The 18,860-nt window shown below is 58.4% G+C and carries 21 protein-coding genes and 2 tRNA genes; 19 read left to right on the forward strand and 4 right to left on the reverse strand.

Going from position 1 to position 18,860, the window contains the following annotated elements:
- Nucleotides 1–160 precede the first annotated feature (160 nt).
- Nucleotides 161–589, forward strand: a complete 429-nt coding sequence (locus BN1124_RS03155) for a DUF2753 family protein (RefSeq protein WP_042639112.1) — start codon at nucleotides 161–163, stop codon at nucleotides 587–589.
- Between the two features lie 9 nt (nucleotides 590–598).
- On the opposite strand, the gene BN1124_RS03160 is transcribed toward BN1124_RS03155, so the two are convergent.
- Entirely contained in the window at nucleotides 599–1,342 is a 744-nt protein-coding gene (locus BN1124_RS03160) for an enoyl-CoA hydratase-related protein (RefSeq protein WP_042639113.1), read from the reverse strand.
- 89 nt (nucleotides 1,343–1,431) lie between these two features.
- Between BN1124_RS03160 and BN1124_RS03165 the strand changes: the two genes are divergently transcribed.
- From BN1124_RS03165 to BN1124_RS03175, 3 genes are all read left to right on the forward strand, one after another.
- A complete protein-coding gene (locus BN1124_RS03165; protein WP_042639115.1) occupies nucleotides 1,432–1,872 on the forward strand; it encodes a copper chaperone PCu(A)C in 441 nt (146 codons plus the stop codon).
- Between the two features lie 92 nt (nucleotides 1,873–1,964).
- Nucleotides 1,965–2,594 (forward strand): TIGR04219 family outer membrane beta-barrel protein, encoded by a 630-nt coding sequence (locus tag BN1124_RS03170; RefSeq protein ID WP_042639116.1) that lies wholly within the window; start codon nucleotides 1,965–1,967, stop codon nucleotides 2,592–2,594.
- Nucleotides 2,595–2,659: 65 nt separating this feature from the next.
- Nucleotides 2,660–3,340 carry an SDR family oxidoreductase gene (locus BN1124_RS03175; RefSeq protein WP_042639118.1) on the forward strand — a complete coding sequence of 227 codons (681 nt, stop codon included), beginning with the start codon at nucleotides 2,660–2,662 and terminating at the stop codon, nucleotides 3,338–3,340.
- Here BN1124_RS03175 and BN1124_RS21125 read toward each other — a convergent pair.
- The 3 genes from BN1124_RS21125 to BN1124_RS03185 all read right to left on the reverse strand — a co-directional run bounded on the left by BN1124_RS21125 (nucleotide 3,321) and on the right by BN1124_RS03185 (nucleotide 6,397).
- On the reverse strand, nucleotides 3,321–3,575 hold the full coding sequence (locus BN1124_RS21125; RefSeq protein ID WP_156128030.1) for a hypothetical protein: 255 nt from the start codon (nucleotides 3,573–3,575) through the stop codon (nucleotides 3,321–3,323). The genes BN1124_RS03175 and BN1124_RS21125 overlap by 20 nt on opposite strands.
- Before the next feature lie 272 nt (nucleotides 3,576–3,847).
- Entirely contained in the window at nucleotides 3,848–4,477 is a 630-nt protein-coding gene (locus BN1124_RS03180; protein ID WP_042639120.1) for a 3'-5' exonuclease, read from the reverse strand.
- 195 nt (nucleotides 4,478–4,672) lie between these two features.
- A complete protein-coding gene (locus tag BN1124_RS03185) occupies nucleotides 4,673–6,397 on the reverse strand; it encodes a proline--tRNA ligase (RefSeq protein WP_042639122.1) in 1,725 nt (574 codons plus the stop codon).
- Between the two features lie 279 nt (nucleotides 6,398–6,676).
- On the opposite strand from BN1124_RS03185, the gene ruvA reads away from it, so the two are divergent.
- The 15 genes from ruvA to BN1124_RS03260 all read left to right on the forward strand — a co-directional run bounded on the left by ruvA (nucleotide 6,677) and on the right by BN1124_RS03260 (nucleotide 18,800).
- Entirely contained in the window at nucleotides 6,677–7,291 is a 615-nt protein-coding gene (gene ruvA / locus BN1124_RS03190) for a Holliday junction branch migration protein RuvA (protein WP_042639124.1), read from the forward strand.
- Between the two features lie 48 nt (nucleotides 7,292–7,339).
- Entirely contained in the window at nucleotides 7,340–8,359 is a 1,020-nt protein-coding gene (gene ruvB, locus BN1124_RS03195; protein ID WP_042639126.1) for a Holliday junction branch migration DNA helicase RuvB, read from the forward strand.
- 943 nt (nucleotides 8,360–9,302) lie between these two features.
- The gene (gene cydA / locus BN1124_RS03200) at nucleotides 9,303–10,859 is read left to right on the forward strand and encodes a cytochrome ubiquinol oxidase subunit I (protein WP_042639128.1); all 1,557 of its coding nucleotides are present in this window, start codon (nucleotides 9,303–9,305) and stop codon (nucleotides 10,857–10,859) included.
- A gap of 12 nt (nucleotides 10,860–10,871) precedes the next feature.
- A complete protein-coding gene (gene cydB / locus BN1124_RS03205) occupies nucleotides 10,872–12,008 on the forward strand; it encodes a cytochrome d ubiquinol oxidase subunit II (protein ID WP_042639130.1) in 1,137 nt (378 codons plus the stop codon).
- 14 nt (nucleotides 12,009–12,022) lie between these two features.
- The gene (cydX, locus tag BN1124_RS20630) at nucleotides 12,023–12,139 is read left to right on the forward strand and encodes a cytochrome bd-I oxidase subunit CydX (RefSeq protein WP_005331536.1); all 117 of its coding nucleotides are present in this window, start codon (nucleotides 12,023–12,025) and stop codon (nucleotides 12,137–12,139) included.
- Complete coding sequence (locus tag BN1124_RS03215) at nucleotides 12,126–12,437, forward strand: cyd operon YbgE family protein (RefSeq protein ID WP_042639133.1); 312 nt, start codon at nucleotides 12,126–12,128, stop codon at nucleotides 12,435–12,437. Before cydX ends, BN1124_RS03215 begins: the two co-directional genes overlap by 14 nt.
- A 378-nt stretch (nucleotides 12,438–12,815) precedes the next feature.
- Nucleotides 12,816–13,223: a tol-pal system-associated acyl-CoA thioesterase gene (ybgC, locus tag BN1124_RS03220; protein ID WP_042639135.1), complete on the forward strand. Its 408-nt coding sequence runs from the start codon at nucleotides 12,816–12,818 to the stop codon at nucleotides 13,221–13,223.
- Nucleotides 13,213–13,902, forward strand: coding sequence for a protein TolQ (tolQ, locus tag BN1124_RS03225; RefSeq protein ID WP_042639137.1), 690 nt, complete (start codon nucleotides 13,213–13,215; stop codon nucleotides 13,900–13,902). The genes ybgC and tolQ overlap by 11 nt, the downstream gene beginning before the upstream one ends.
- Nucleotides 13,902–14,348, forward strand: a complete 447-nt coding sequence (gene tolR / locus BN1124_RS03230; protein ID WP_005331545.1) for a protein TolR — start codon at nucleotides 13,902–13,904, stop codon at nucleotides 14,346–14,348. The genes tolQ and tolR overlap by 1 nt, the downstream gene beginning before the upstream one ends.
- A gap of 5 nt (nucleotides 14,349–14,353) precedes the next feature.
- On the forward strand, nucleotides 14,354–15,484 hold the full coding sequence (tolA, locus tag BN1124_RS03235; RefSeq protein WP_042639139.1) for a cell envelope integrity protein TolA: 1,131 nt from the start codon (nucleotides 14,354–14,356) through the stop codon (nucleotides 15,482–15,484).
- Between the two features lie 94 nt (nucleotides 15,485–15,578).
- Nucleotides 15,579–16,904 (forward strand): Tol-Pal system beta propeller repeat protein TolB, encoded by a 1,326-nt coding sequence (gene tolB / locus BN1124_RS03240; RefSeq protein WP_042639141.1) that lies wholly within the window; start codon nucleotides 15,579–15,581, stop codon nucleotides 16,902–16,904.
- A gap of 50 nt (nucleotides 16,905–16,954) precedes the next feature.
- Nucleotides 16,955–17,479, forward strand: a complete 525-nt coding sequence (gene pal, locus BN1124_RS03245) for a peptidoglycan-associated lipoprotein Pal (protein WP_033130714.1) — start codon at nucleotides 16,955–16,957, stop codon at nucleotides 17,477–17,479.
- Nucleotides 17,480–17,638: 159 nt separating this feature from the next.
- Nucleotides 17,639–18,442 carry a tol-pal system protein YbgF gene (gene ybgF, locus BN1124_RS03250; RefSeq protein ID WP_042639146.1) on the forward strand — a complete coding sequence of 268 codons (804 nt, stop codon included), beginning with the start codon at nucleotides 17,639–17,641 and terminating at the stop codon, nucleotides 18,440–18,442.
- A gap of 174 nt (nucleotides 18,443–18,616) precedes the next feature.
- Nucleotides 18,617–18,692: transfer RNA gene (locus tag BN1124_RS03255), tRNA-Lys, on the forward strand.
- A 32-nt stretch (nucleotides 18,693–18,724) separates the two neighbouring features.
- Nucleotides 18,725–18,800: transfer RNA gene (locus tag BN1124_RS03260), tRNA-Val, on the forward strand.
- Nucleotides 18,801–18,860: the final 60 nt, after the last annotated feature.

The following is an 18,860-nucleotide window of genomic DNA, read 5'->3' on the forward strand; positions in this document are numbered from 1 at the left end:
AGAAGGTTCCCGACGAAAGAGAGCAGATGGTAAGGGATGGGGAGGGGGATGCCAAGCCGGGAAAAAGAGGTGGGTCGGATCCTGCACAAAACGTCTGGTTGATATTTATTCTCAATTAGCCATGATACAGGCTCCACTCATGTCGGCAGGGGAGAGGGAGATGACGAATCAAAACTGGCAGCGTTACATGCTGGAGGCGGAGAATGCCCTGGGCAAGGGGGCGCTTGGCACGGCCATCTGCCTCTATCAGCAGGCCCTGGGGGAGGTGTATGAGCTGGAGTCGGACGATCTGGACGAGCTGGCCAGCATGAGGGTCGCCACCTGTCATCGCCTCGCCGACTTCTGGCGTGCCATGGAGGAGCCCGCCTACGAGCTGCGCTACCTCAAGCTCGCCTCCGAGCTGGTCACCGCCCTGGTGCCCCAGTGCCCCAACCGCGAATGCGAGTCCCTCATCAGCGAGCTGGGTTGCTGCCGCGCCGCCCTGCTCTCCTTCTTGAAGCGCCACCCCAACCCCGAGATCGCCAAGCTGATCCAGCTGCAGGACAAGGTGCAGGGCTGCGAGCTGATCGGCCGTTTCCGCCTGAACTAGCGGCTCGACTCAGCGTTTGAGCCTGCGGGCAATGCGCTCCTGGGCCTCTTCCCCCTGCAGGGCTTGGGAGAAGGCGCGGGCCTCCAGATCGATGACGAAGTGCACCGCCTGCCTGAGCTCCTGCTTGAGCAGGGCCTTGCTCTTTTGCAGTGCCTTCGGCGGCTTGGAAGCCAGCTTCAGCCCCTGCTCCCGGGCAAAGGCCAGCAAGCAGTCGCTCGGCAACACCCGGTTGGCGAGCCCGAGCCGTAGCGCTTCACTGGCATCGATCGCTTCCGCCAACAACAGCAACTCCGCCGCCTTCAGATGGCCGACGGCCCTGGGCAACAAGAGACTGGAGGCAAATTCCGGCACCAGCCCCAGCTCGACGAACGGCAGTTGCAGCCGGGCGTTGTCCCCCAGATAGACCAGATCGCAGTGCAGCAGCATTGTGGTGCCTATGCCCACGGCGGGGCCGGCGACCGCGGCGATGACCGGCTTGGAAAAATCGGCGAGGGTATGCAGGAACTGCAAGATGGGGTCGTCCGCCTCCAGACTGGTTTTGCCCATGAAGTCGGCCAGATCGTTGCCGGCGGTAAAACAATGGTCCTGCCCCTGCAGCAGCACCACATGGACGCTGTCGTCCTGAGTCGCCTGATGCAGCGCGGCAGTGAGGGCCTGATACATCTCGGTGTTGAGGGCGTTGCGCTTGTCCGGCCGATGGAGGGTCAGGATGAGCAAGCCATCCTGCTGCTCGGTCAGAATTGTGAGGGCCATGTCTGAATCCTTGTTATCGGAGGCTGTCAAAAGCTTGCCACAGGGGTAAGCTTCGCTTCTTTTAACAACATCATAAAAGGATTCCAACCATGTTTAAACGTGCGTTTTACGCCATCCTGACCCTGTTGTTGGCGGCCCCCGCCCTGGCCAAGGTCGAGGCCGTCGATGGCTATGTGCGCCTGCTGCCCCTCGGCTCCCCCAACACGGCCGCCTTCATGGTGCTCAAGAACGATGGCGACAAAGCCGTGACCCTGACCGCCGTCGCCTCTCCCGACGCGGGCCGGGCCGAGCTGCATACCCACCTGCACGAGAACGGGGTGATGAAGATGCGCCAGGTCGAGGGGATCGCCATTCCCGCCAAGGGTGAGGTCGCACTCCAGCCCGGCAGTTTCCACATCATGTTGTTCGAGGTGCGTGCGCTGTCTCAGGACACCCCCTTCCCGTTGACCCTGACTCTGGACGATGGTCAGACCATCAGCCTGAGCCTGCCGGTGAAGCCGGTTGAGCCGATGAAAGGCATGCAGCACTGACATTTCTGGACGCTTGTTCAGCTTTTTACTCTAGGTATTCCCCGTATAGAGGGTAAAATAGTGGCCTTTCCAGTCCATTAGGGAGCGATATGATGAAAAAGACTTTGATTGCCGCCAGTTTGTTGGCCCTGTTCAGCCACGCCGCCATGGCCGCCGATGACTGGCGTTTTGCCGCCGGTGCCGATATGTGGAATTCCCAGGGCAGTGGCAGCATCCACGGTGTGGATGCCAACGGCAGCTACGATGACCAGTACAACTGGACTGGCTACCTGCAACTGGAGCACGACATCTTCCTGCTGCCTAACGCCAAGTTCGAGATCACCGATTTCAGCACCTCCGGCGGCGCCTTCAGCAACGATCTCGAAGCCTATGATCTGACCCTTTACTATCGCCTGCTGAACAACGACCTGTTCAAGATCGATCTGGGTCTGACCGGTCGTCAGTATGACGGCAAGTTCCACACCCTGAACGAATCCTATGACGAGGGTGAGCTGATGGCCTACACAGGCGCAGAAGTGATGCTGCCGGGCACCGGTGTCTCCTTCTTCGGCGACGCTCGCATCGAGAATGGCGATCACTATGACTACCGGATCGGGGCGGCTTATCAGTTCTCCTCCATCCCGATGCAGATCCGCGCCGGCTGGCGTGACGCTGCCATCGACATCGCCGAGATGGATCAGGGCATCGAAGGCTGGTTTGTCGGCGCCGCGTTCCGCTTCTAAGCATGCAAGGATGCGTTACGACGAGGTAGCGCACTCTTTGGCTTCCACCGTTAAGGGGTAACAATATGGGCCACATCATAGTGACTGGTGCGGGCTCCGGCCTCGGCCGCGCACTGACAATAGGACTGGTAGCGCGTGGTCACCAGGTCTCCATGATGGGGCGCCGTTATCAGAAGCTGCAGGAGCAGGAACAACTGCTCGGTCGCGCCGTGGTCGGGATCGCCGCCGATCTGGCGCACCACGAAGAGGTGGAGATGGCGTTCTCCGCCGCGGTGGCCTGGGGTGGCTTGCCCGAGATGGTGATCCACTGCGCCGGCGTGGGGGAGTTCGGCCCGGTAGGTGTCTACACCGCCGAGCAGATACGCCGGGTGGTGGAGAGCAATCTTATCTCCACCATACTGGTGGCCCAGCAGACGGTGAAGCTTATCGGCAGCAAGGGGGGCGTGCTCGCCAGCGTGCTCTCCTCCGCGGCCCAGGCCGGCAAGGCCAACGAGAGCCTCTATTGTGCCTCCAAGTGGGGCATGCGCGGCTTTCTGGAGTCCCTGCGGGTCGAGCTCAAGGGCTCAAAGCTGCGTCTGGTGAACCTCTATCCGAGCGGGATCCGCAGCGAATTCTGGGACAACTCGAACCATGTGGACTCGAGCAACTTCATGACCCCGGAAGACGCCGCCGCCTACATGCTGGATGCGCTGGAATCGCGCAGCAGCTGTCATGTGACCGATCTCTTTATCGGACGCAACGACTAGGTTGCTTGTTCCAAGCGGTATAAACCGCTGCCTGCACAACAAAAAGCGCGCCAACTGGCGCGCTTTTTTCATTGAAATGCAGTGTTAAGTATCGTCGGCGGCGCTTGTTTTTGAGCCAGGTCATGATGTCGGCAATGCCAGCGGCAATGGTCACTTGCTGCTTGCTCGTCGGTGCGGCGGCGCTGTGCCCCAGCAGGTACTTATCAAGGCCTCGGATACCGATGAGATGGGGCATTTCCAGCCGAGTTCGGGTAATAGCGTTTGTAATGAGATATGGTCAGATGGATATATTTATCGGTCGGCAAGGCAATGCATTAATTACTGTCATATTTTATGGGATATAACAGTCATTCTTGAAGTAGAAGTAATAACCTCGCCGACATTTATAAGGCATGTTGCAATTCATTACTGCGCTACTTTGTTATTTTAAAATAAGCCAGATATATCCCATGCCAGGCTAAATGATCTTTTAATTTCCGGGGTATGGGTTAATCGAACTCGAATGACTCATTTCTTAGTCGCATATCCCTGCAGGAAGGAGTGAACTGCATGCTTTGATTTCTTGCCGAGAGTGAGCAGCAATTCAAAATCAGGGTCGATAATGCCATATCGCACGTCCAATTCCTTTAACAAGGCAAGCCAGAGGTGCGCCGTCACCTCGGCATCGGCCAGCGCGCGGTGAAATACGCCGTCATTGGGCAGGCTATGGTATTGCACCAGGGTACCCAGCTTATGATTGGGCGCCTCGGGGAATAGCCGTCTCGACAGCAGCAGGGAGCAGGCGAACTGCCCACGGTAGCGCGCCGACAGCCGCTCAATTTCCGCATCCAGAAAGCGCTTGTCGAAGGAGGCATTATGGGCGACCAGGTTATCATCCCCGATAAACGCGACGAAGTCCGCCATCACCTCGTTGCAAGGTGGCGCCTGTTTCAGCATGGCATTGCTGATCCCGGTATATTGCTCAATAAAGCTGCTGACGTTAAAACCAGGGTTCATCAATGCCGAAAAACGTTCACTGATATGGCCGTCTTTAATTCTGACGGCACCAATTTCGATGGCTCTATCACCCTGTCCCGGTGAGAGCCCGGTGGTCTCGAAATCGAGCACGACAACGGTATTGGCTGAGGCAGTGGACATAGATTCTCGGGCAAGCTGGATAAAGAGCGTCAGTCTAGGAAATCTGCCACTTCATGTACAGCGTCATATCGCGATACAACTGGCACCCTGTTTTTGTGATAAGCAGCAGCGACAGGTAGCATATAAAAAGCCCCGGGTGAAATTCACACCCGGGGCTTTTTTATCAAAGAAGAAAAGCGGAGTTAACTGGCGCTATTAGCGACCCAGCTTGCCCTTGAGCAGGGCAACGATCTCGGTGATCGCCACTTCCTGCTTCTCGCCGGAGCGGCGGCACTTGTACTCCACCACGCCGTTGTCCAGACCGCGATCGCCGATGACGATGGCGTGGGGAACCCCCAGCAGCTCCATGTCGGCGAACATCACGCCCGGGCGCTCCTTGCGGTCATCGAACAGGACGTCCACACCGGCGGCTTTGAGCTCGGCGTAGAACTGCTGTGCCTGCTCGGCGACGCGCTCGGACTTGTGCATGTTCATCGGCACTATGGCCACTTCGAACGGCGCTATGGCGTCCGGCCAGATGATGCCGTACTGATCGTTGTTCTGCTCGATGGCGGCGGCCACCAGGCGGGAAACCCCGATGCCGTAGCAACCCATCTCCATGGTGACGGACTTGCCGCCCTCGTTCAGCACGCTCGCCTTCATGGCTTCGGAGTACTTGGTGCCGAGCTGGAAGATGTGACCCACCTCGATGCCGCGCTTGAGCAGCAGCTTGCCCTGGCCGCAGGGGCTGGGGTCGCCTTCCACCACGTTGCGCAGATCGGCGACTTCGTAAGTGGCGATGTCGCGATCCCAGTTCGCACCGGTCAGGTGGAAGCCGGTCTCGTTGGCGCCGCAGACGAAGTCCGCCAGGTGAGCGGCGCTGCGATCGGCGATGATGCGACCGGCAAAGCCGACCGGGCCGATGGAGCCTGCGTCACAACCGGCGGCAGCCTTGATCTGCTCGTCGTTGGCGAAGGTCAGCGGGTTGGCGACGCCCGGCAGCTTCTCGGCCTTGATCTCGTTCAGCTCGTGATCACCGCGCAGCACCAGGGCGACGACGGCCTGATTGCCGTGCTCGTCCGCCTCGGCCAATACCAGCAGGGTCTTGGCGATGGTGGCCGGAGCAACATTCAGGAAGGCGGCAACCTCGTCTATGGTATGCACGCCCGGGGTGGCGACCTTGCTCAGGGCTTTGGTCGCGGCGGCGCGCTCACCGGCCGGCGCCAGGGCCTCGGCCATCTCGATGTTGGCGGCGTAGTCGGAGGTATCGGAGAAGGCGATCAAGTCTTCACCGCTCTCGGCCAGCACCTGGAACTCGTGGGAGCCGGTGCCACCGATGGAGCCGGTATCGGCCTGCACCGGACGGAAGTTCAGGCCCATGCGGGTGAAGGCGGCGCAGTAGGCGGCGTGCATCCGCTCGTAGGTCTCGATCAGCGATTCTTTGTTGATGTGGAAGGAGTAGGCATCCTTCATCAGGAATTCGCGGCCACGCATCACGCCGAAGCGGGGACGGACCTCGTCACGGAACTTGGTCTGGATCTGGTAGAGGTTCAGCGGCAGCTGTTTGTAGCTGTTCACTTCATAACGGATCAGCGAGGTGATCACCTCTTCGTGGGTCGGGCCCAGCACGAAGGGACGGTTGTGGCGGTCGGTCAGGCGGCACAGCTCGGGGCCGTAGTCATCCCAGCGGCCGGATTCCTGCCACAGCTCCGCCGGTTGCACCACCGGCATGGAGACTTCGATGGCACCAGCATTGTTCATCTCTTCGCGAACGATGTTTTCGATCTTCTTCAGGACCCGCAGGCCGGACGGCAGCCAGGCATACATGCCGGAGGCCAGTTTGCGGATCATGCCGGCGCGCAGCATCAGCTGATGGCTGACGACTTCCGCGTCGGAGGGGGTTTCCTTGAGAGTGGAAAGCAGGTATTGGCTGGTACGCATCGCGGTAGACCTTCGCTAGTTCGGGCGGCTTGGCCCTGGAAAATTTCAAGAGCGGAATTTTAACAGGCCGAGCCCCGTGGCCCAAGGGCTAAATTCAGTCCGGCGGGGGAAAGGCGCCGGTGCGATGGGGGCCATCCGTCCGGGTTGGGGAGGAAGAACAAGGGAGGGCCGAAGCAAGCCGATCTCGACGTCGCCGCTCCGCCCTATGCTGGATACTTATCCAGTTATTCTTTATGCTATGACCCAATTTAAAAGAGTCTGCGTGGCGAGGAAGAGAAGATGATTGGTCGCTTGAGAGGCGTTGTGATTGAGAAGAACCCCCCTGAGGTGTTGATCGAGGTCGGGGGCCTGGGCTATGAGGTGCAGATGCCCATGAGCTGCTTCTATGATCTGCCCGAGCTTGGCAAGGAAGCGACCATTCACACTCACTTCGTGGTGCGTGAAGACGCCCAGTTGCTCTATGGCTTCAATCACAAGCAGGAGCGGGCGCTGTTTCGCGAGTTGATCAAGACCAACGGGGTCGGCCCCAAGCTGGCGCTGGCCATTCTGTCCGGTATGACCGCCACCCAGTTTGTGATGAGCGTGGAGCGCGAAGAGATAAGCTCCCTGGTGAAATTGCCCGGCGTGGGCAAGAAGACCGCCGAGCGGCTGGTCGTCGAGATGAAGGACCGCCTCAAGGGTTGGGTCAGCCACGATCTCTTCTCCCCCGCGGCCATCAGCCTGCCCGCCCAGGAGAGCCAGTTGCGCGCCCCCGATGCGAGCGAAGAGGCGGCCAGCGCCCTGGTGGCGCTCGGCTACAAGCCCCAGCAGGCGAGCCAGATCGTCGCCAAGGTGGCCGTCGAGGGGATGTCGGTCGAGGCCATCATCCGCGAATCCCTGCGCAGCCTGGTATGACAATGAACATGAATAGAGCGCCGTTCTTTGACGAGCGTGGAGACGCACATGATTGAAGCGGATCGTCTTATCTCGGCCACCGCCATCGGCGGGGGGCGTGAGGATGAGGTCATCGATCGGGCCATCCGTCCCAGGAAGCTGGCGGATTACACCGGTCAGGATCACGTCTGCGGCCAGATGGAGATCTTCATCGAGGCCGCCCGTCAGCGCGGAGAGGCCCTGGATCACCTGCTGATCTTCGGCCCGCCGGGCCTTGGCAAGACCACCCTGGCCAACATCGTCGCCAACGAGATGGGGGTCAACATCAAGACCACCTCGGGCCCGGTGCTGGAGAAGGCGGGAGATCTGGCGGCGCTGCTCACCAACCTCGAGCCGAACGATGTGCTGTTCATCGACGAGATCCACCGCCTCAGCCCCGTGGTGGAGGAGGTGCTCTATCCGGCCATGGAGGACTACCAGCTCGACATCATGATAGGGGAGGGCCCCGCCGCCCGCTCCATCAAGCTCGACCTGCCTCCCTTCACCCTGATCGGGGCGACCACCCGGGCCGGCTCCCTGACCAGCCCGTTGCGGGACCGTTTCGGCATAGTCCAGCGGCTGGAGTTCTACAACGTCAAGGATCTCACCGACATAGTCGCGCGCAGCGCCCGCTGCCTCGGTCTCGAGATGTCGGGGGATGGGGCGCTGGAAGTGGCCCGCCGCTCTCGCGGCACGCCGCGTATTGCTAACCGCTTGTTAAGACGGGTGCGTGATTTTGCCCAGGTGAAGTCCGATGGCCGGATTGATGGGGCCATTGCGGCCCGCGCCATGGACATGCTGGACGTGGACAACGAAGGGTTCGACTTCATGGACCGCAAGCTATTGTTGGCCGTCATCGACAAGTTTATGGGAGGCCCCGTGGGCCTCGACAACCTGGCGGCGGCCATAGGGGAAGAGAAAGACACCATCGAGGATGTGCTTGAGCCTTACCTCATCCAGCAAGGTTATCTGCAGCGCACCCCCAGAGGGCGGTTGGCGACCCCCAGAGCCTATGCTCACTTCGGCCTGCAACGGCCGGAAGAAGGATAAAAATAGCTGATTGAACAAAAACCGCCTCCAGGGGCGGTTTTTTACTATTCTGACAAAAAAAAGCCCACGGCACAGGCGGTGGGCAAAGACAATTCAGGATGGATGTTCACAGACAGTGAGCGCGTCTGGAGACAGGCCGGGAAAAAAACAAAGGAGCCGTCGCGAGGCCTCAGAGTCGGTTCATTTGATAGAGCTGAACGAACGAAAGCTTGTAGTAACGTATGGTCTTGGCAACAAACTTTTTCATCATTAATCCCAACAAACAGGTTCGAAATGTTCATCGAATACGTACCGGGAACCCAGATTGACCGGCCTGTATCCAGAGGTGTGCCCTCACTGCGAGGCGCATTGTAGGAGCTCTTCCCAGGCCGGACAAACAAGAAATTCTATGCGTTTCAGATTAGATTAAGTAATTAATGATTTTGGGCGCAGACAAGCATAAACATGTGTTTTTGTTGGTTTTAAATTGAAATAAGGATGGCCTGTACGATTTTGTAAATATCGAGTTAATGAGGCCGTAAATACGCGGGGGTATTATTTTTTTAACAGAATTGAAACCAATCGGATATTATTTAAAATTGATTTAAATCAAACATTTACGGCTACATGTTTTTTGTGAGCAAGCTCTCATAATTAGTGATTATCGATCTTTAAGTTGCCCCCAAAAGGCATGTATTGGTGATGGTTTTACATTGATTTCAATCAAATAAAGGTGATATAAAACAGCGGTCATTAAAGGCGGGAATAGAATCACCACTAATGTTTACCAGATGTTAAACATTAGCTTTTTTTGTTCTTGTATATTGCCTTGTTGTTAATGTGGTGGCGTTCGAATCTGGTCATCGGTATCAACCGGGTGATGACCGACCATTCGGGGACTTCCAACGGAAGCATTGTCCTTAAAACTTAAAATAGCCGTGCCAATAATCGGTGAGGAAACATCATGATTGCTGAGCATGTGGTAGACCTATCGCGGTTCCAATTTGCCGCGACGGCCCTTTATCACTTCCTGTTTGTACCCCTGACGCTGGGGATGGCCTTCATCCTGGCGATCATGGAGTCTGTCTATGTGATGACCAACAACACTGTCTACCGGGACATGACCAAGTTCTGGGGCAAGTTGTTCGGGATTAACTTTGCCCTCGGGGTCACCACAGGGCTGACCATGGAGTTTCAGTTCGGTACCAACTGGGCCTACTACTCCCACTATGTCGGCGATATCTTCGGGGCTCCGCTGGCCATCGAAGGGCTGATGGCCTTCTTCCTGGAGTCCACCTTCGTCGGTATGTTCTTCTTCGGTTGGGATCGCCTCAGCAAGCGTCAGCACCTGGCTGCCACCTGGTTGATGGCGCTCGGGACCAACCTCTCCGCCCTCTGGATCCTGGTCGCCAACGGCTGGATGCAAAACCCGGTCGGTGCCGAGTTCAACTTCGAATCCATGCGCATGGAGATGGTGAGCTTCGCCGAACTGGTGTTCAACCCGGTTGCTCAGGTCAAGTTCGTCCACACGGTCGCGGCTGGCTACACCACCGGCGCCATGTTCGTGCTGGGCATCTCTTCTTATTACCTGCTGAAGAATCGTGATGTGGCCTTCGCCCGTCGCTCCTTCGCCATCGCCGCCGCCTTTGGCATGGCCTCCATCCTCTCCGTGCTGGTGCTGGGTGACGAGTCCGGTTACGAGACGGGTGAAGTGCAGAAGGTGAAACTCGCGGCCATCGAAGCCGAGTGGAACACCGAGCCGGCGCCAGCCTCCTTCACCCTGTTCGGTATCCCGAATCAGGAAGAGATGCGCACCGACTACGCCATCAAGATCCCCTATGCCCTCGGCATCATCGCCACCCGTTCCCTGGATACCCAGGTGACTGGCCTCAAGGATCTGAAGAGCGAGCACGAGCTGCGCGTGCGTAACGGCATGGTCGCCTATGACCTGCTGACCAAGCTGCAATCTGGTGACAAGTCCGACGATACCCGCGCCCGCTTCGACGAAGTGAAGCAGGATCTGGGCTACGGTCTGCTGCTCAAGCGCTACACCCCGAACGTGACCGACGCGACCGACGAGCAGATCAAGTCCGCCGTGGATGACTCCATCCCGCAGGTGGCCCCGCTGTTCTTCGCGTTCCGTATCATGGTGGCCTGTGGCATCGCCATGCTACTGCTGATCGGCATCGCCTTCTATGACAGCACCCGCCACCGCATCGGTGAGCGCAAGTGGCTGCTCAAAGCGCTGCTGTGGGGTATCCCGCTGCCCTGGATCGCCATCGAGTGTGGCTGGTTCGTGGCGGAATACGGTCGTCAGCCCTGGACCATCGCCGAGATGCTGCCGACCTCCGTCTCCGCATCCAATATCCCTGCGTCCGAGATCTGGTTCTCCCTGATCGGGATCTGCCTGTTCTACACGGTGCTGCTCGTCATCGAGATGTACCTGATGTTCAAGTACGCGCGCCTGGGCCCAAGCAGTCTGAGAACGGGCAAGTACCACTTCGAACAGAGCAAGGCATAAGGAGAGGATCCCATGTTTGATTACGAATTATTGCGTCTGGTCTGGTGGGTGCTGGTCGGCGTCCTGCTGATTGGCTTCGCCATCACCGACGGTTTCGATATGGGGGTGGGTGCCCTGCTTCCCTTCGTCGGCAAGAAGGATGTTGAGCGTCGGGTGATGCTCAACACCATGGGCCCGCACTGGGAAGGCAACCAGGTCTGGCTGGTGACGGCGGGTGGCGCGCTGTTCGCGGCCTGGCCCATGGTCTATGCGGCGGCCTTCTCCGGCTTCTACATCGCCATGATCCTGACCCTGATGGCGCTGTTCTTCCGTCCGGTCGGCTTCAAGTACCGCTCCCTGATGGAAGGCTCCCAATGGCGCACCAGCTGGGACTGGGCGCTGTTTATCGGCAGCGCCGTGCCGCCGGTGATCTTCGGGGTGGCGTTCGGCAACCTGCTGCAAGGGGTACCGTTCAGCTTCAACCAGTTCCTGATGCTGACCTATGAGGGTAACTTCTTCGGCCTGCTCAACCCGTTTGGCCTGTTGGCCGGTCTGGTCAGCCTGTTCATGATCGTGACCCAGGGCGCCGCCTGGCTGATGATGAAGACCGAAGGGGAAGTGCTGGCTCGCTCCCGCACCGCCGCCATGATCTTCTCCCTGCTGACCCTGGTGTGCTTCGCGCTGGCCGGTGTCTGGGTGAACGGCATGGACGGCTATGTGATCGTGGGCAACATCGCCACCGACGCCGTCACCAACCCGCTCCATAAGGAAGTGGTGGTGCAGGCCGGTGCCTGGATGCAGAACTACAACCTCTATCCCTGGATGATCGCCGCCCCCGTACTGGGTCTGGTGATGAGCCTGCTGACCGCCGTGGTGGCCAAGCTGGGCAAGGGTTGGCTGGCGTTCCTGTGCTCCTCCCTGGCGATTGCCGGCATCATCCTGACCGCGGGCTTCTCCATGTTCCCGTTCGTGATGCCCTCTAGCCTGGAACCCTCGCAGAGTCTGACCATGTGGGATGCCACCGCCTCCTTCAACACCCTCAAGGTGATGACGGTCGTCGCGGCCATCTTCGTCCCGACCGTGCTGGGCTATACCCTCTGGACCTACATCAAGATGTTTGGCCGGGTGAGCAACAAGCACATCGAAGACAACCAACAATCGCTCTACTAAGAAGGTGCCCTGATATGTGGTATTTCACCTGGATCCTGGGTCTGTTGCTGGCTTGTGCGTTTGGGATCATCAACGCGCTCTGGCTGGAGCACACCGAGAACCTGGATCGTCAGATCGATGAAGATAAGTGACGGACTTGCCCGGCTGGCCGCTCCCCTGGAGCGCCAGCCCTGGCAGGGTCTGATGTTGCTGGCGGCGGCCCTGCTGGGCGTCGCCATCTTGCAGGCACCGAACCTGATCGCCGCCAACACCAGTGAGCACGGGCTGATGCTCGCGCCCTGGCTGATGTGGGCGGTCTGTTGTGGTGTGATGCACGGGTTGGGGTTCCATCCCCGCAGCCTCATCGGCCGAGTCCTGTTTTTCCCCTGGCTCGCCTTGCCCAGTCTGTTGTATGGGCTTTGGTTGACCCAAGGCTATTTCCTGTCATAAAAATGGAGGGAGGCAGAGTGTTATCTGCCTCCCTCCTGCTTTTACCGTGCCAGTCGGCGACTCGCCTCCCTCTCTTTATCTAGCCAAGCCAGTCTGCTGTGCGGGTGCTGCTCGACCACGAGTTCGTTGCCTGCCATCAAAACGGCAAGCGCCTGTGGCTCCCCTGCTTCCTACCGCTTCTTCGTCCAGGGGCTGACGGCCACTTTCCCCTCGGTTCACCCAGCCCAGTCTGTTGTGTGGGTTCTGATTGACCATGCACTATTGCCTGCCATAAAAACGGCGGGAGATGGGATTTCCCTGTCTCCCCCTGCTTCTTTCCTATTCAGCCCTGCGCTATGATAGCCCCCCATCTGACTGTCGAATGGATCACAGATTTTTATGGGGGAAGTCTCTGAGTTTCCGGTGCGTGTCTACTACGAAGACACCGACGCCGGAGGCATCGTCTACAACGCCAATTATCTCAAGTTTATGGAACGGGCTCGTACCGAATTCCTGCGCGCCGGTGGCATCGAACAAGATGTCCTGCTGCAGGCGGGATTCGCCTTCGTGGTGAGTCGCACCGAGATCGATTTCCGCTCTGCGGCCCGTTTCAATGAACTGCTGACCGTAATGACGCAAGTGATTGAAGTGAAACGCGCTTCCATGCGCTTTTCACAACAGATCCTGGCGGCTGATGGACGACTGATCACCCAGGCCATGGTTCAGATAGCCTGTGTCAGTCATCCGCAAATGAAACCTGTTGCAATACCTGAAAAAATCAAGGGAGTGCTGTTAAGTGCACGCTGAAATTTCGTTTATTGGTCTGTTCTGGCAAGCCAGCCTGTTGGTGAAACTGGTCATGATGACCCTGATGGGCATGTCGGTCGTCTCCTGGGCGCTGATCTTCCAGCGTTCCAAGGCCATCAAGGCCGCCAACCTGGCCTCCGAGCAGTTTGAAGACAGATTCTGGTCCGGAGTCGACCTCAACCGTCTCTACCAGGAGTCCTCCTCCCGCCGCGATGACATCGAAGGCATGGAAGACATCTTCTACTCCGGCTTCAAGGAGTACGCCCGCCTGCTCAAGGCCGGCGCCCGTGGTCAGGATGCGGTGATGGACGGTACCTATCGCGCCATGCGGGTCTCCCTGTCCCGTGCGGTAGACGAGCTGGAATCCAACCTGCCGGTACTGGCGACCATCGGCTCCATCAGCCCCTACATCGGTCTGTTCGGTACCGTCTGGGGCATCATGAACGCCTTTATCGCCCTGGGTCAGGTGCAGCAGGCGACCCTGCAGATGGTGGCTCCCGGTATCGCGGAGGCGCTGATCGCCACCGCCATGGGTCTGTTCGCGGCCATCCCGGCGGTCATCTTCTACAACCGTTTCACCAACAAGGTGGAGCGGCTGGAAAACGCCTACGCCAACTTCATGGACGAGTTCACTACCATTCTGAACCGCCAGATCGCACAGCAGCAGGGTGAGAAGTAATGCAAACCTATCAGCGGATCCGGCGCAAGAAGGTGGCCGAGATCAACGTGGTGCCCTATATCGACGTCATGCTGGTGCTGCTCATCATCTTCATGGCGGTGACGCCGGTGATCACGCAGGGGGTCAAGGTTGACCTGCCCCAGGCGGAGTCGGAGCAGTTGCCCGAGGATGCCAAGCCCCCCTTCATCGTCAGCGTCAACACCGAAGGCGAGTATGTCATCAAGGCCGGTGAGGCGGATGACGAGCCGGTACCGAGCGGTACGCCCGAGGCGATGCAGCAATACATCACCGAGAAGGCCATGGGCTATCTGGCCATCAACCAGAATGCCCCCGTGGTGGTGGCTGGTGACAAGTCCGTGCGCTATGAAGAGGTGATCCTGTTGATGGTCGCCCTCAAGAAAGCCGGCGTGCCTCAGGTTGGCCTGATGACGGATCCGGTGAACTGACGGAGATGGATGTGAAGCGTGGTATTTCCGGTTATCTCATCGCGTCGGTGCTGCTGCACCTGATCATCGGCATCATATTGCTGGTCGGGATCGACTTCAGCAAGCCGAAGCGCCCCGAGTCGAAAGGGGAGATCGTCAATGCGGTGATGCTGGACAGCGAGTTCCTGGAACAACAGGCACAACAGATCCAGCAGCAGAAGAAGGCACAACCCAAGGCCGCACAGCAGCAGAAGGAGAAGGACAAGGAAGACGCCGATCAGGCCCGGCGTGAGCTGGCGCAGGAGCAGGAGCGTCTGCGCGTTGCCGAGACCAAGCGCAAGGAGGCCGAGGAGGCCACTCGCAAGGCCGAGACCGAGAAGCAGAAGAAGGTCGCCGAGCAGAAGCAGGCGGAGGAGCAGGCCCAGAAAGCCGAGGAAGCCCGCAAGCTGGATGCGCAGAAGGCCAAGCAGGCCGAAGCCAAGCGTCAGGAAGCCGAGCTGGCCAAGGCGCTGGCGCTGAAGAAAAAGAAAGAAGAGTTAGAGAAGAAGCAGGCCGACGATAAAGCCAAGGCGGATGCGGCCAAGAAGGCGGAAGCCGACAAGAAAGCCAAGGCCGAGGCAGAGAAGAAAGCCAAGGCGGAAGCCGACAAGAAGGCCAAGGCTGAGGCCGATAAAAAGGCTGCGGACGACGCCGCCAAGAAGGCAAAAGCTGACGCAGAGAAGAAGGCGAAGGCCGAGGCCGACAAGAAGGCCAAGATCGATGCCGAGCGCAAGCGCAAGGCAGCCGAAGAGGCCAAGCTGCAAAAAGAGATGGAAGCCATGATGCAGCAGCAGCTGGAGGCTGAGGCCAATTCTCGCAGTCAGGCCGCCTCGGCGGCAGCCAAGGGGGAGGTCGACAAGTATGCGGCCCTCATCAAGGCGACGGTCGAGCGCTATATGATTTTGGATCCCACCATGCGGGGTAAAACCTGTACTATCGGTGTCAAATTGGCCAGTACCGGTTTCGTCATCTCGGTGGACAACGGCCAGGGCGACCCGGCGGTCTGTCGCTCCGGCAAGGCGGCCGTGCTGAAGGCCAATCAGCTGCCGGTGCCGAAGGATCCGGCTGCGTTCGAGATGTTGAAGGAGTTTAACCTCAAGTTAGAACCTAACATCTAGGCATGATAAAACGGGGTCATTGACTGTGGTTGGCAGGGTCTGCTGATAAAGGAATTTCACCTCTCAATTTTTATTGGAACAGAGTATTTAAGCCATGATAAGAAAAGTGTTTTTTGCTTTGGTTGGCTGCCTTCTGCTGGGCCAGAGCGCTCAGGCGGCCTTGGACATCGTCATCACCGGCGGTATTGACAGCGCAAGACCCATCGCGATTGCGCCCTTCAAGTGGGAAGGCAATGGCCAACTGCCACAGGATATCGCCGAGGTGGTCTCCAACGATCTGATGCGCAGCGGCAAGTTCAAGCCGCTGGCCCGTGGTCAGATGCCGCAGACCCCGAGCACCAGTGGCGAGATCAACTTCGCCCCCTGGGCCTCCCAGGGCGTCGAGGCCGTGGTGGTCGGTACCGTCGCCGCCGTGGGTGATGGCACCTACAAGATCAACTTCGAGCTGGTCGATGTGCTGAAGGGCCAGCTGGCCAAGACCCAGGGTGGGGAAGCCAACGGTTACATCCTCGATAGCCGCATGGCGACTATCCCGGGTGCCCAGATGCGTCAGTTCGCCCATCGCATCTCCGACATCGTCTACGAGCGTCTGACCGGTGAGCGTGGCGCCTTCCTGACCCGACTGGCCTATGTCTCCGTCCAGCAGGGCACCCAGTTCCCGTATCAACTGCGGATCTCCGACTACGACGGTTACAACGAGAAGACGCTGCTGCGCTCCCGTGAACCGCTGATGTCCCCGGCCTGGTCACCGGACGGTAGCAAGCTGGCCTATGTCAGCTTCGAGAACCAGAAATCCGAGATCTATGTGCAGGATATCTACAACCAGCAGCGCAGTCTGATCACCAGTTTCCGTGGCATCAATGGCGCCCCGGAATGGTCACCAGATGGTCGCCGATTGGCTATCGTTTTGTCCAAAGATGGGCAGCCTGATCTCTATGTCATTGATGTGGCTAGCAAGCAACTCACTCGAGTCACAAACAACCGCACCATAGACACCGAACCCTCCTGGATGCCGGACGGTCAAACTTTGCTGTTCACCTCTGAACGTGGTGGCAAACCCCAGATTTATAGCGTAAATTTGGCGACTGGCGTCACTCGCCGGATGACCTGGGAAGGGGATTCCAATCAGGGGGCATCCATCACGCCGGACGGCAAGTCCATGGTGATGGTGACCCGGGTTCAGGGACAATATCGCATCGCTCGCCAGGATATGGAAAACGGCGCCATGTTGGTTCTGACTCAGAGTGCTCTGGACGAGTCGCCAAGTGTGGCTCCCAATGGCAGCATGATCATCTATGCCACCATCTATCAGGGTCGTAAGAGTCTGGCTTTGGTCTCGACCGATGGTCGTTTCAAGGCAGTGCTTCCGACCAGTAGCGGTGAAATTCGTGCACCAGCTTGGTCGCCCTTCTTGAATTGATAAAAAAATCGATTGTTTTTTGTTTTGTTATAAAGGTTTAAGGAAATAGCATGCAACTCAATAAACTGCTCAAGGGTTTGGCCATCGCACTGCCACTGTTCACCCTGGCTGCCTGTAGTTCTTCTTCCGACTCCGACGCCGCTGGTGCCGAGTCTGGCATGACCGACGGCATGGGCGGTGTACAAACCGGTGGCGCCAACGGCATGTTGTCCCCGGAAGAGCAGATGCGTCAGAAGTTCGAAGCTCTGCAACGCGACAACGTGATCTTCTTCCCGTACGACGGTTACGACATCCAGGGTCAGTACGCCGACCTGCTGGATGCCCATGCCAGCTACCTACGTGAACGTCCGTCCGTCAAGGTGTTGATCGAAGGTCACGCCGATGAGCGCGGTACTCCGGAGTACAACATCGCCCTGGGCGAGCGTCGTGCCAAGGCCGTTGCCAAGTATCTGCAAACCCTGGGTGTGCAGGCCGAGCAGCTCTCCATCGTCAGCTATGGCGAAGAGAAGCCGCTGGACTTGTCCCACACCGAGGACGCCTTTGCCAAGAACCGCCGCGCGGTCCTGGTTTACTAAGGTTTGACGCGAACGAAATTCGTGTATATGCAACGGCCATTTCGATGGCCGTTTTATTTACACCGAGCCTGCGGATTTTATCCGAATGAAATTTGTGTATAAGCAAGCGACTAATGCGATGGCCGTGTTAGTTGCACTAAACGCTAAGGTTTGATCCGAATGAAATCTGTGTATAAACAAGCGACTCTTGTGATGGCCGTGTTGGTGGCGCTGAACGCGCAAGCGGCGGCGCCGGTGAGCGATCTCAGTGGCGACAGCGGCAGTGCCGTGGCCCTCAGCGGCAACAATGGCGCCATCGTGCCCACCGGCAGCCTGGAAGACAGGGTCGCCTTGCTGGAGCGCACCCTCAACGCCCGTCTGCGCCTGCAGGCCGAGTTGCAGCAACAGGTGGATTCCCTGCAAGGGGAGGTCTCCGAACTGCGCGGCCAGCTGGAACAGCAAACCTACCAGATGGAACAGTCCCAGGAGCGCCAGCGCCAGCTCTATCAAGAGCTCGACAAGGTGGCGAACAGCCAGCCTGCCGCCACGCCTGCGACCCCGGCAGCCGCTGCCACGGCCCCAGCCGCCGCGGCCAACTACTCGACCAACCAGGACGAGAACCAGGCCTACGACGCCGCCGTGAACATGGTGCTCAAGGAGAAGAACTACGACAAGGCCATTCCCGCCTTCGAAGGGTTCATCAAGCAGTTCCCGAACTCCAGCTACGTGCCCAATGCCCATTACTGGCTCGGCCAGCTTATGTTCAACAAGGGCGACAGAGCCGGCGCCTCTGCCCAGTTCTCTACGGTCGCGAACAAGTACAGCAAGTCGCCCAAGCGAGCCGATGCCCTGCTGAAACTCGGCATGCTGGCACAGCTCGATGGCAAGAAGGCGGAAGCCAAGACGTTCTATGAGCAGGTGATCAAGGGCTACCCCAACACCTCGCCGGCCCAGTTGGCCAAGCAGAGTCTGAGCAAGTTGTAGCATTGCCGTAGGTCACTGTTTTCGTAACAGTCTTGTAAATACGGCACCGCTTTGTATGCGCAGTGAGCAAACAGATTTAATTTAAGAATTTTCTATTGCGCCAGGATGATAAATCCGTAATATAGGCCGCCGTCAGAGCCGGTGCAGTAGTGCACTCGAATCTGGTCGTGGTGAGGGTCGTTAGCTCAGTCGGTAGAGCAGTTGACTTTTAATCAATTGGTCGCTGGTTCGAATCCAGCACGACCCACCATTTCTTCACTGCGGGTGAAGACAGAATTCCCAGGTCGTTTAGCTCAGCTGGGAGAGCACCTCCCTTACAAGGAGGGGGTCACTGGTTCGAGCCCAGTAACGACCACCATGTTTAACACGGTTCGCCACATGCGGACGGTGACAGGTTTAAGATGGGTCGTTAGCTCAG

The sequence above is a fragment of the Aeromonas eucrenophila genome (genome assembly GCF_000819865.1).
Taxonomy (GTDB): domain Bacteria; phylum Pseudomonadota; class Gammaproteobacteria; order Enterobacterales; family Aeromonadaceae; genus Aeromonas; species Aeromonas eucrenophila.

Bases quoted from the DNA above. Each gene is read 5' to 3' on its own strand.
- BN1124_RS03175 (WP_042639118.1), top strand. From the start codon at position 2,660: ATGGGCCACATCATAGTGACTGGTGCGGGCTCCGGCCTCGGCCGCGCA.
- BN1124_RS03155 (WP_042639112.1), top strand. From the start codon at position 161: ATGACGAATCAAAACTGGCAGCGTTACATGCTGGAGGCGGAGAATGCC.
- ybgC (WP_042639135.1), top strand. From the start codon at position 12,816: ATGGGGGAAGTCTCTGAGTTTCCGGTGCGTGTCTACTACGAAGACACC.
- BN1124_RS03170 (WP_042639116.1), top strand. From the start codon at position 1,965: ATGAAAAAGACTTTGATTGCCGCCAGTTTGTTGGCCCTGTTCAGCCAC.
- BN1124_RS03160 (WP_042639113.1), bottom strand. From the start codon at position 1,342: ATGGCCCTCACAATTCTGACCGAGCAGCAGGATGGCTTGCTCATCCTG.
- tolA (WP_042639139.1), top strand. From the start codon at position 14,354: ATGGATGTGAAGCGTGGTATTTCCGGTTATCTCATCGCGTCGGTGCTG.
- BN1124_RS03185 (WP_042639122.1), bottom strand. From the start codon at position 6,397: ATGCGTACCAGCCAATACCTGCTTTCCACTCTCAAGGAAACCCCCTCC.
- tolR (WP_005331545.1), top strand. From the start codon at position 13,902: ATGCAAACCTATCAGCGGATCCGGCGCAAGAAGGTGGCCGAGATCAAC.
- ruvB (WP_042639126.1), top strand. From the start codon at position 7,340: ATGATTGAAGCGGATCGTCTTATCTCGGCCACCGCCATCGGCGGGGGG.
- ybgF (WP_042639146.1), top strand. From the start codon at position 17,639: ATGAAATCTGTGTATAAACAAGCGACTCTTGTGATGGCCGTGTTGGTG.
- BN1124_RS21125 (WP_156128030.1), bottom strand. From the start codon at position 3,575: ATGCCCCATCTCATCGGTATCCGAGGCCTTGATAAGTACCTGCTGGGG.
- ruvA (WP_042639124.1), top strand. From the start codon at position 6,677: ATGATTGGTCGCTTGAGAGGCGTTGTGATTGAGAAGAACCCCCCTGAG.
- BN1124_RS03165 (WP_042639115.1), top strand. From the start codon at position 1,432: ATGTTTAAACGTGCGTTTTACGCCATCCTGACCCTGTTGTTGGCGGCC.
- BN1124_RS03215 (WP_042639133.1), top strand. From the start codon at position 12,126: ATGAAGATAAGTGACGGACTTGCCCGGCTGGCCGCTCCCCTGGAGCGC.
- BN1124_RS03180 (WP_042639120.1), bottom strand. From the start codon at position 4,477: ATGTCCACTGCCTCAGCCAATACCGTTGTCGTGCTCGATTTCGAGACC.
- cydA (WP_042639128.1), top strand. From the start codon at position 9,303: ATGATTGCTGAGCATGTGGTAGACCTATCGCGGTTCCAATTTGCCGCG.
- pal (WP_033130714.1), top strand. From the start codon at position 16,955: ATGCAACTCAATAAACTGCTCAAGGGTTTGGCCATCGCACTGCCACTG.
- cydX (WP_005331536.1), top strand. From the start codon at position 12,023: ATGTGGTATTTCACCTGGATCCTGGGTCTGTTGCTGGCTTGTGCGTTT.
- tolB (WP_042639141.1), top strand. From the start codon at position 15,579: ATGATAAGAAAAGTGTTTTTTGCTTTGGTTGGCTGCCTTCTGCTGGGC.
- cydB (WP_042639130.1), top strand. From the start codon at position 10,872: ATGTTTGATTACGAATTATTGCGTCTGGTCTGGTGGGTGCTGGTCGGC.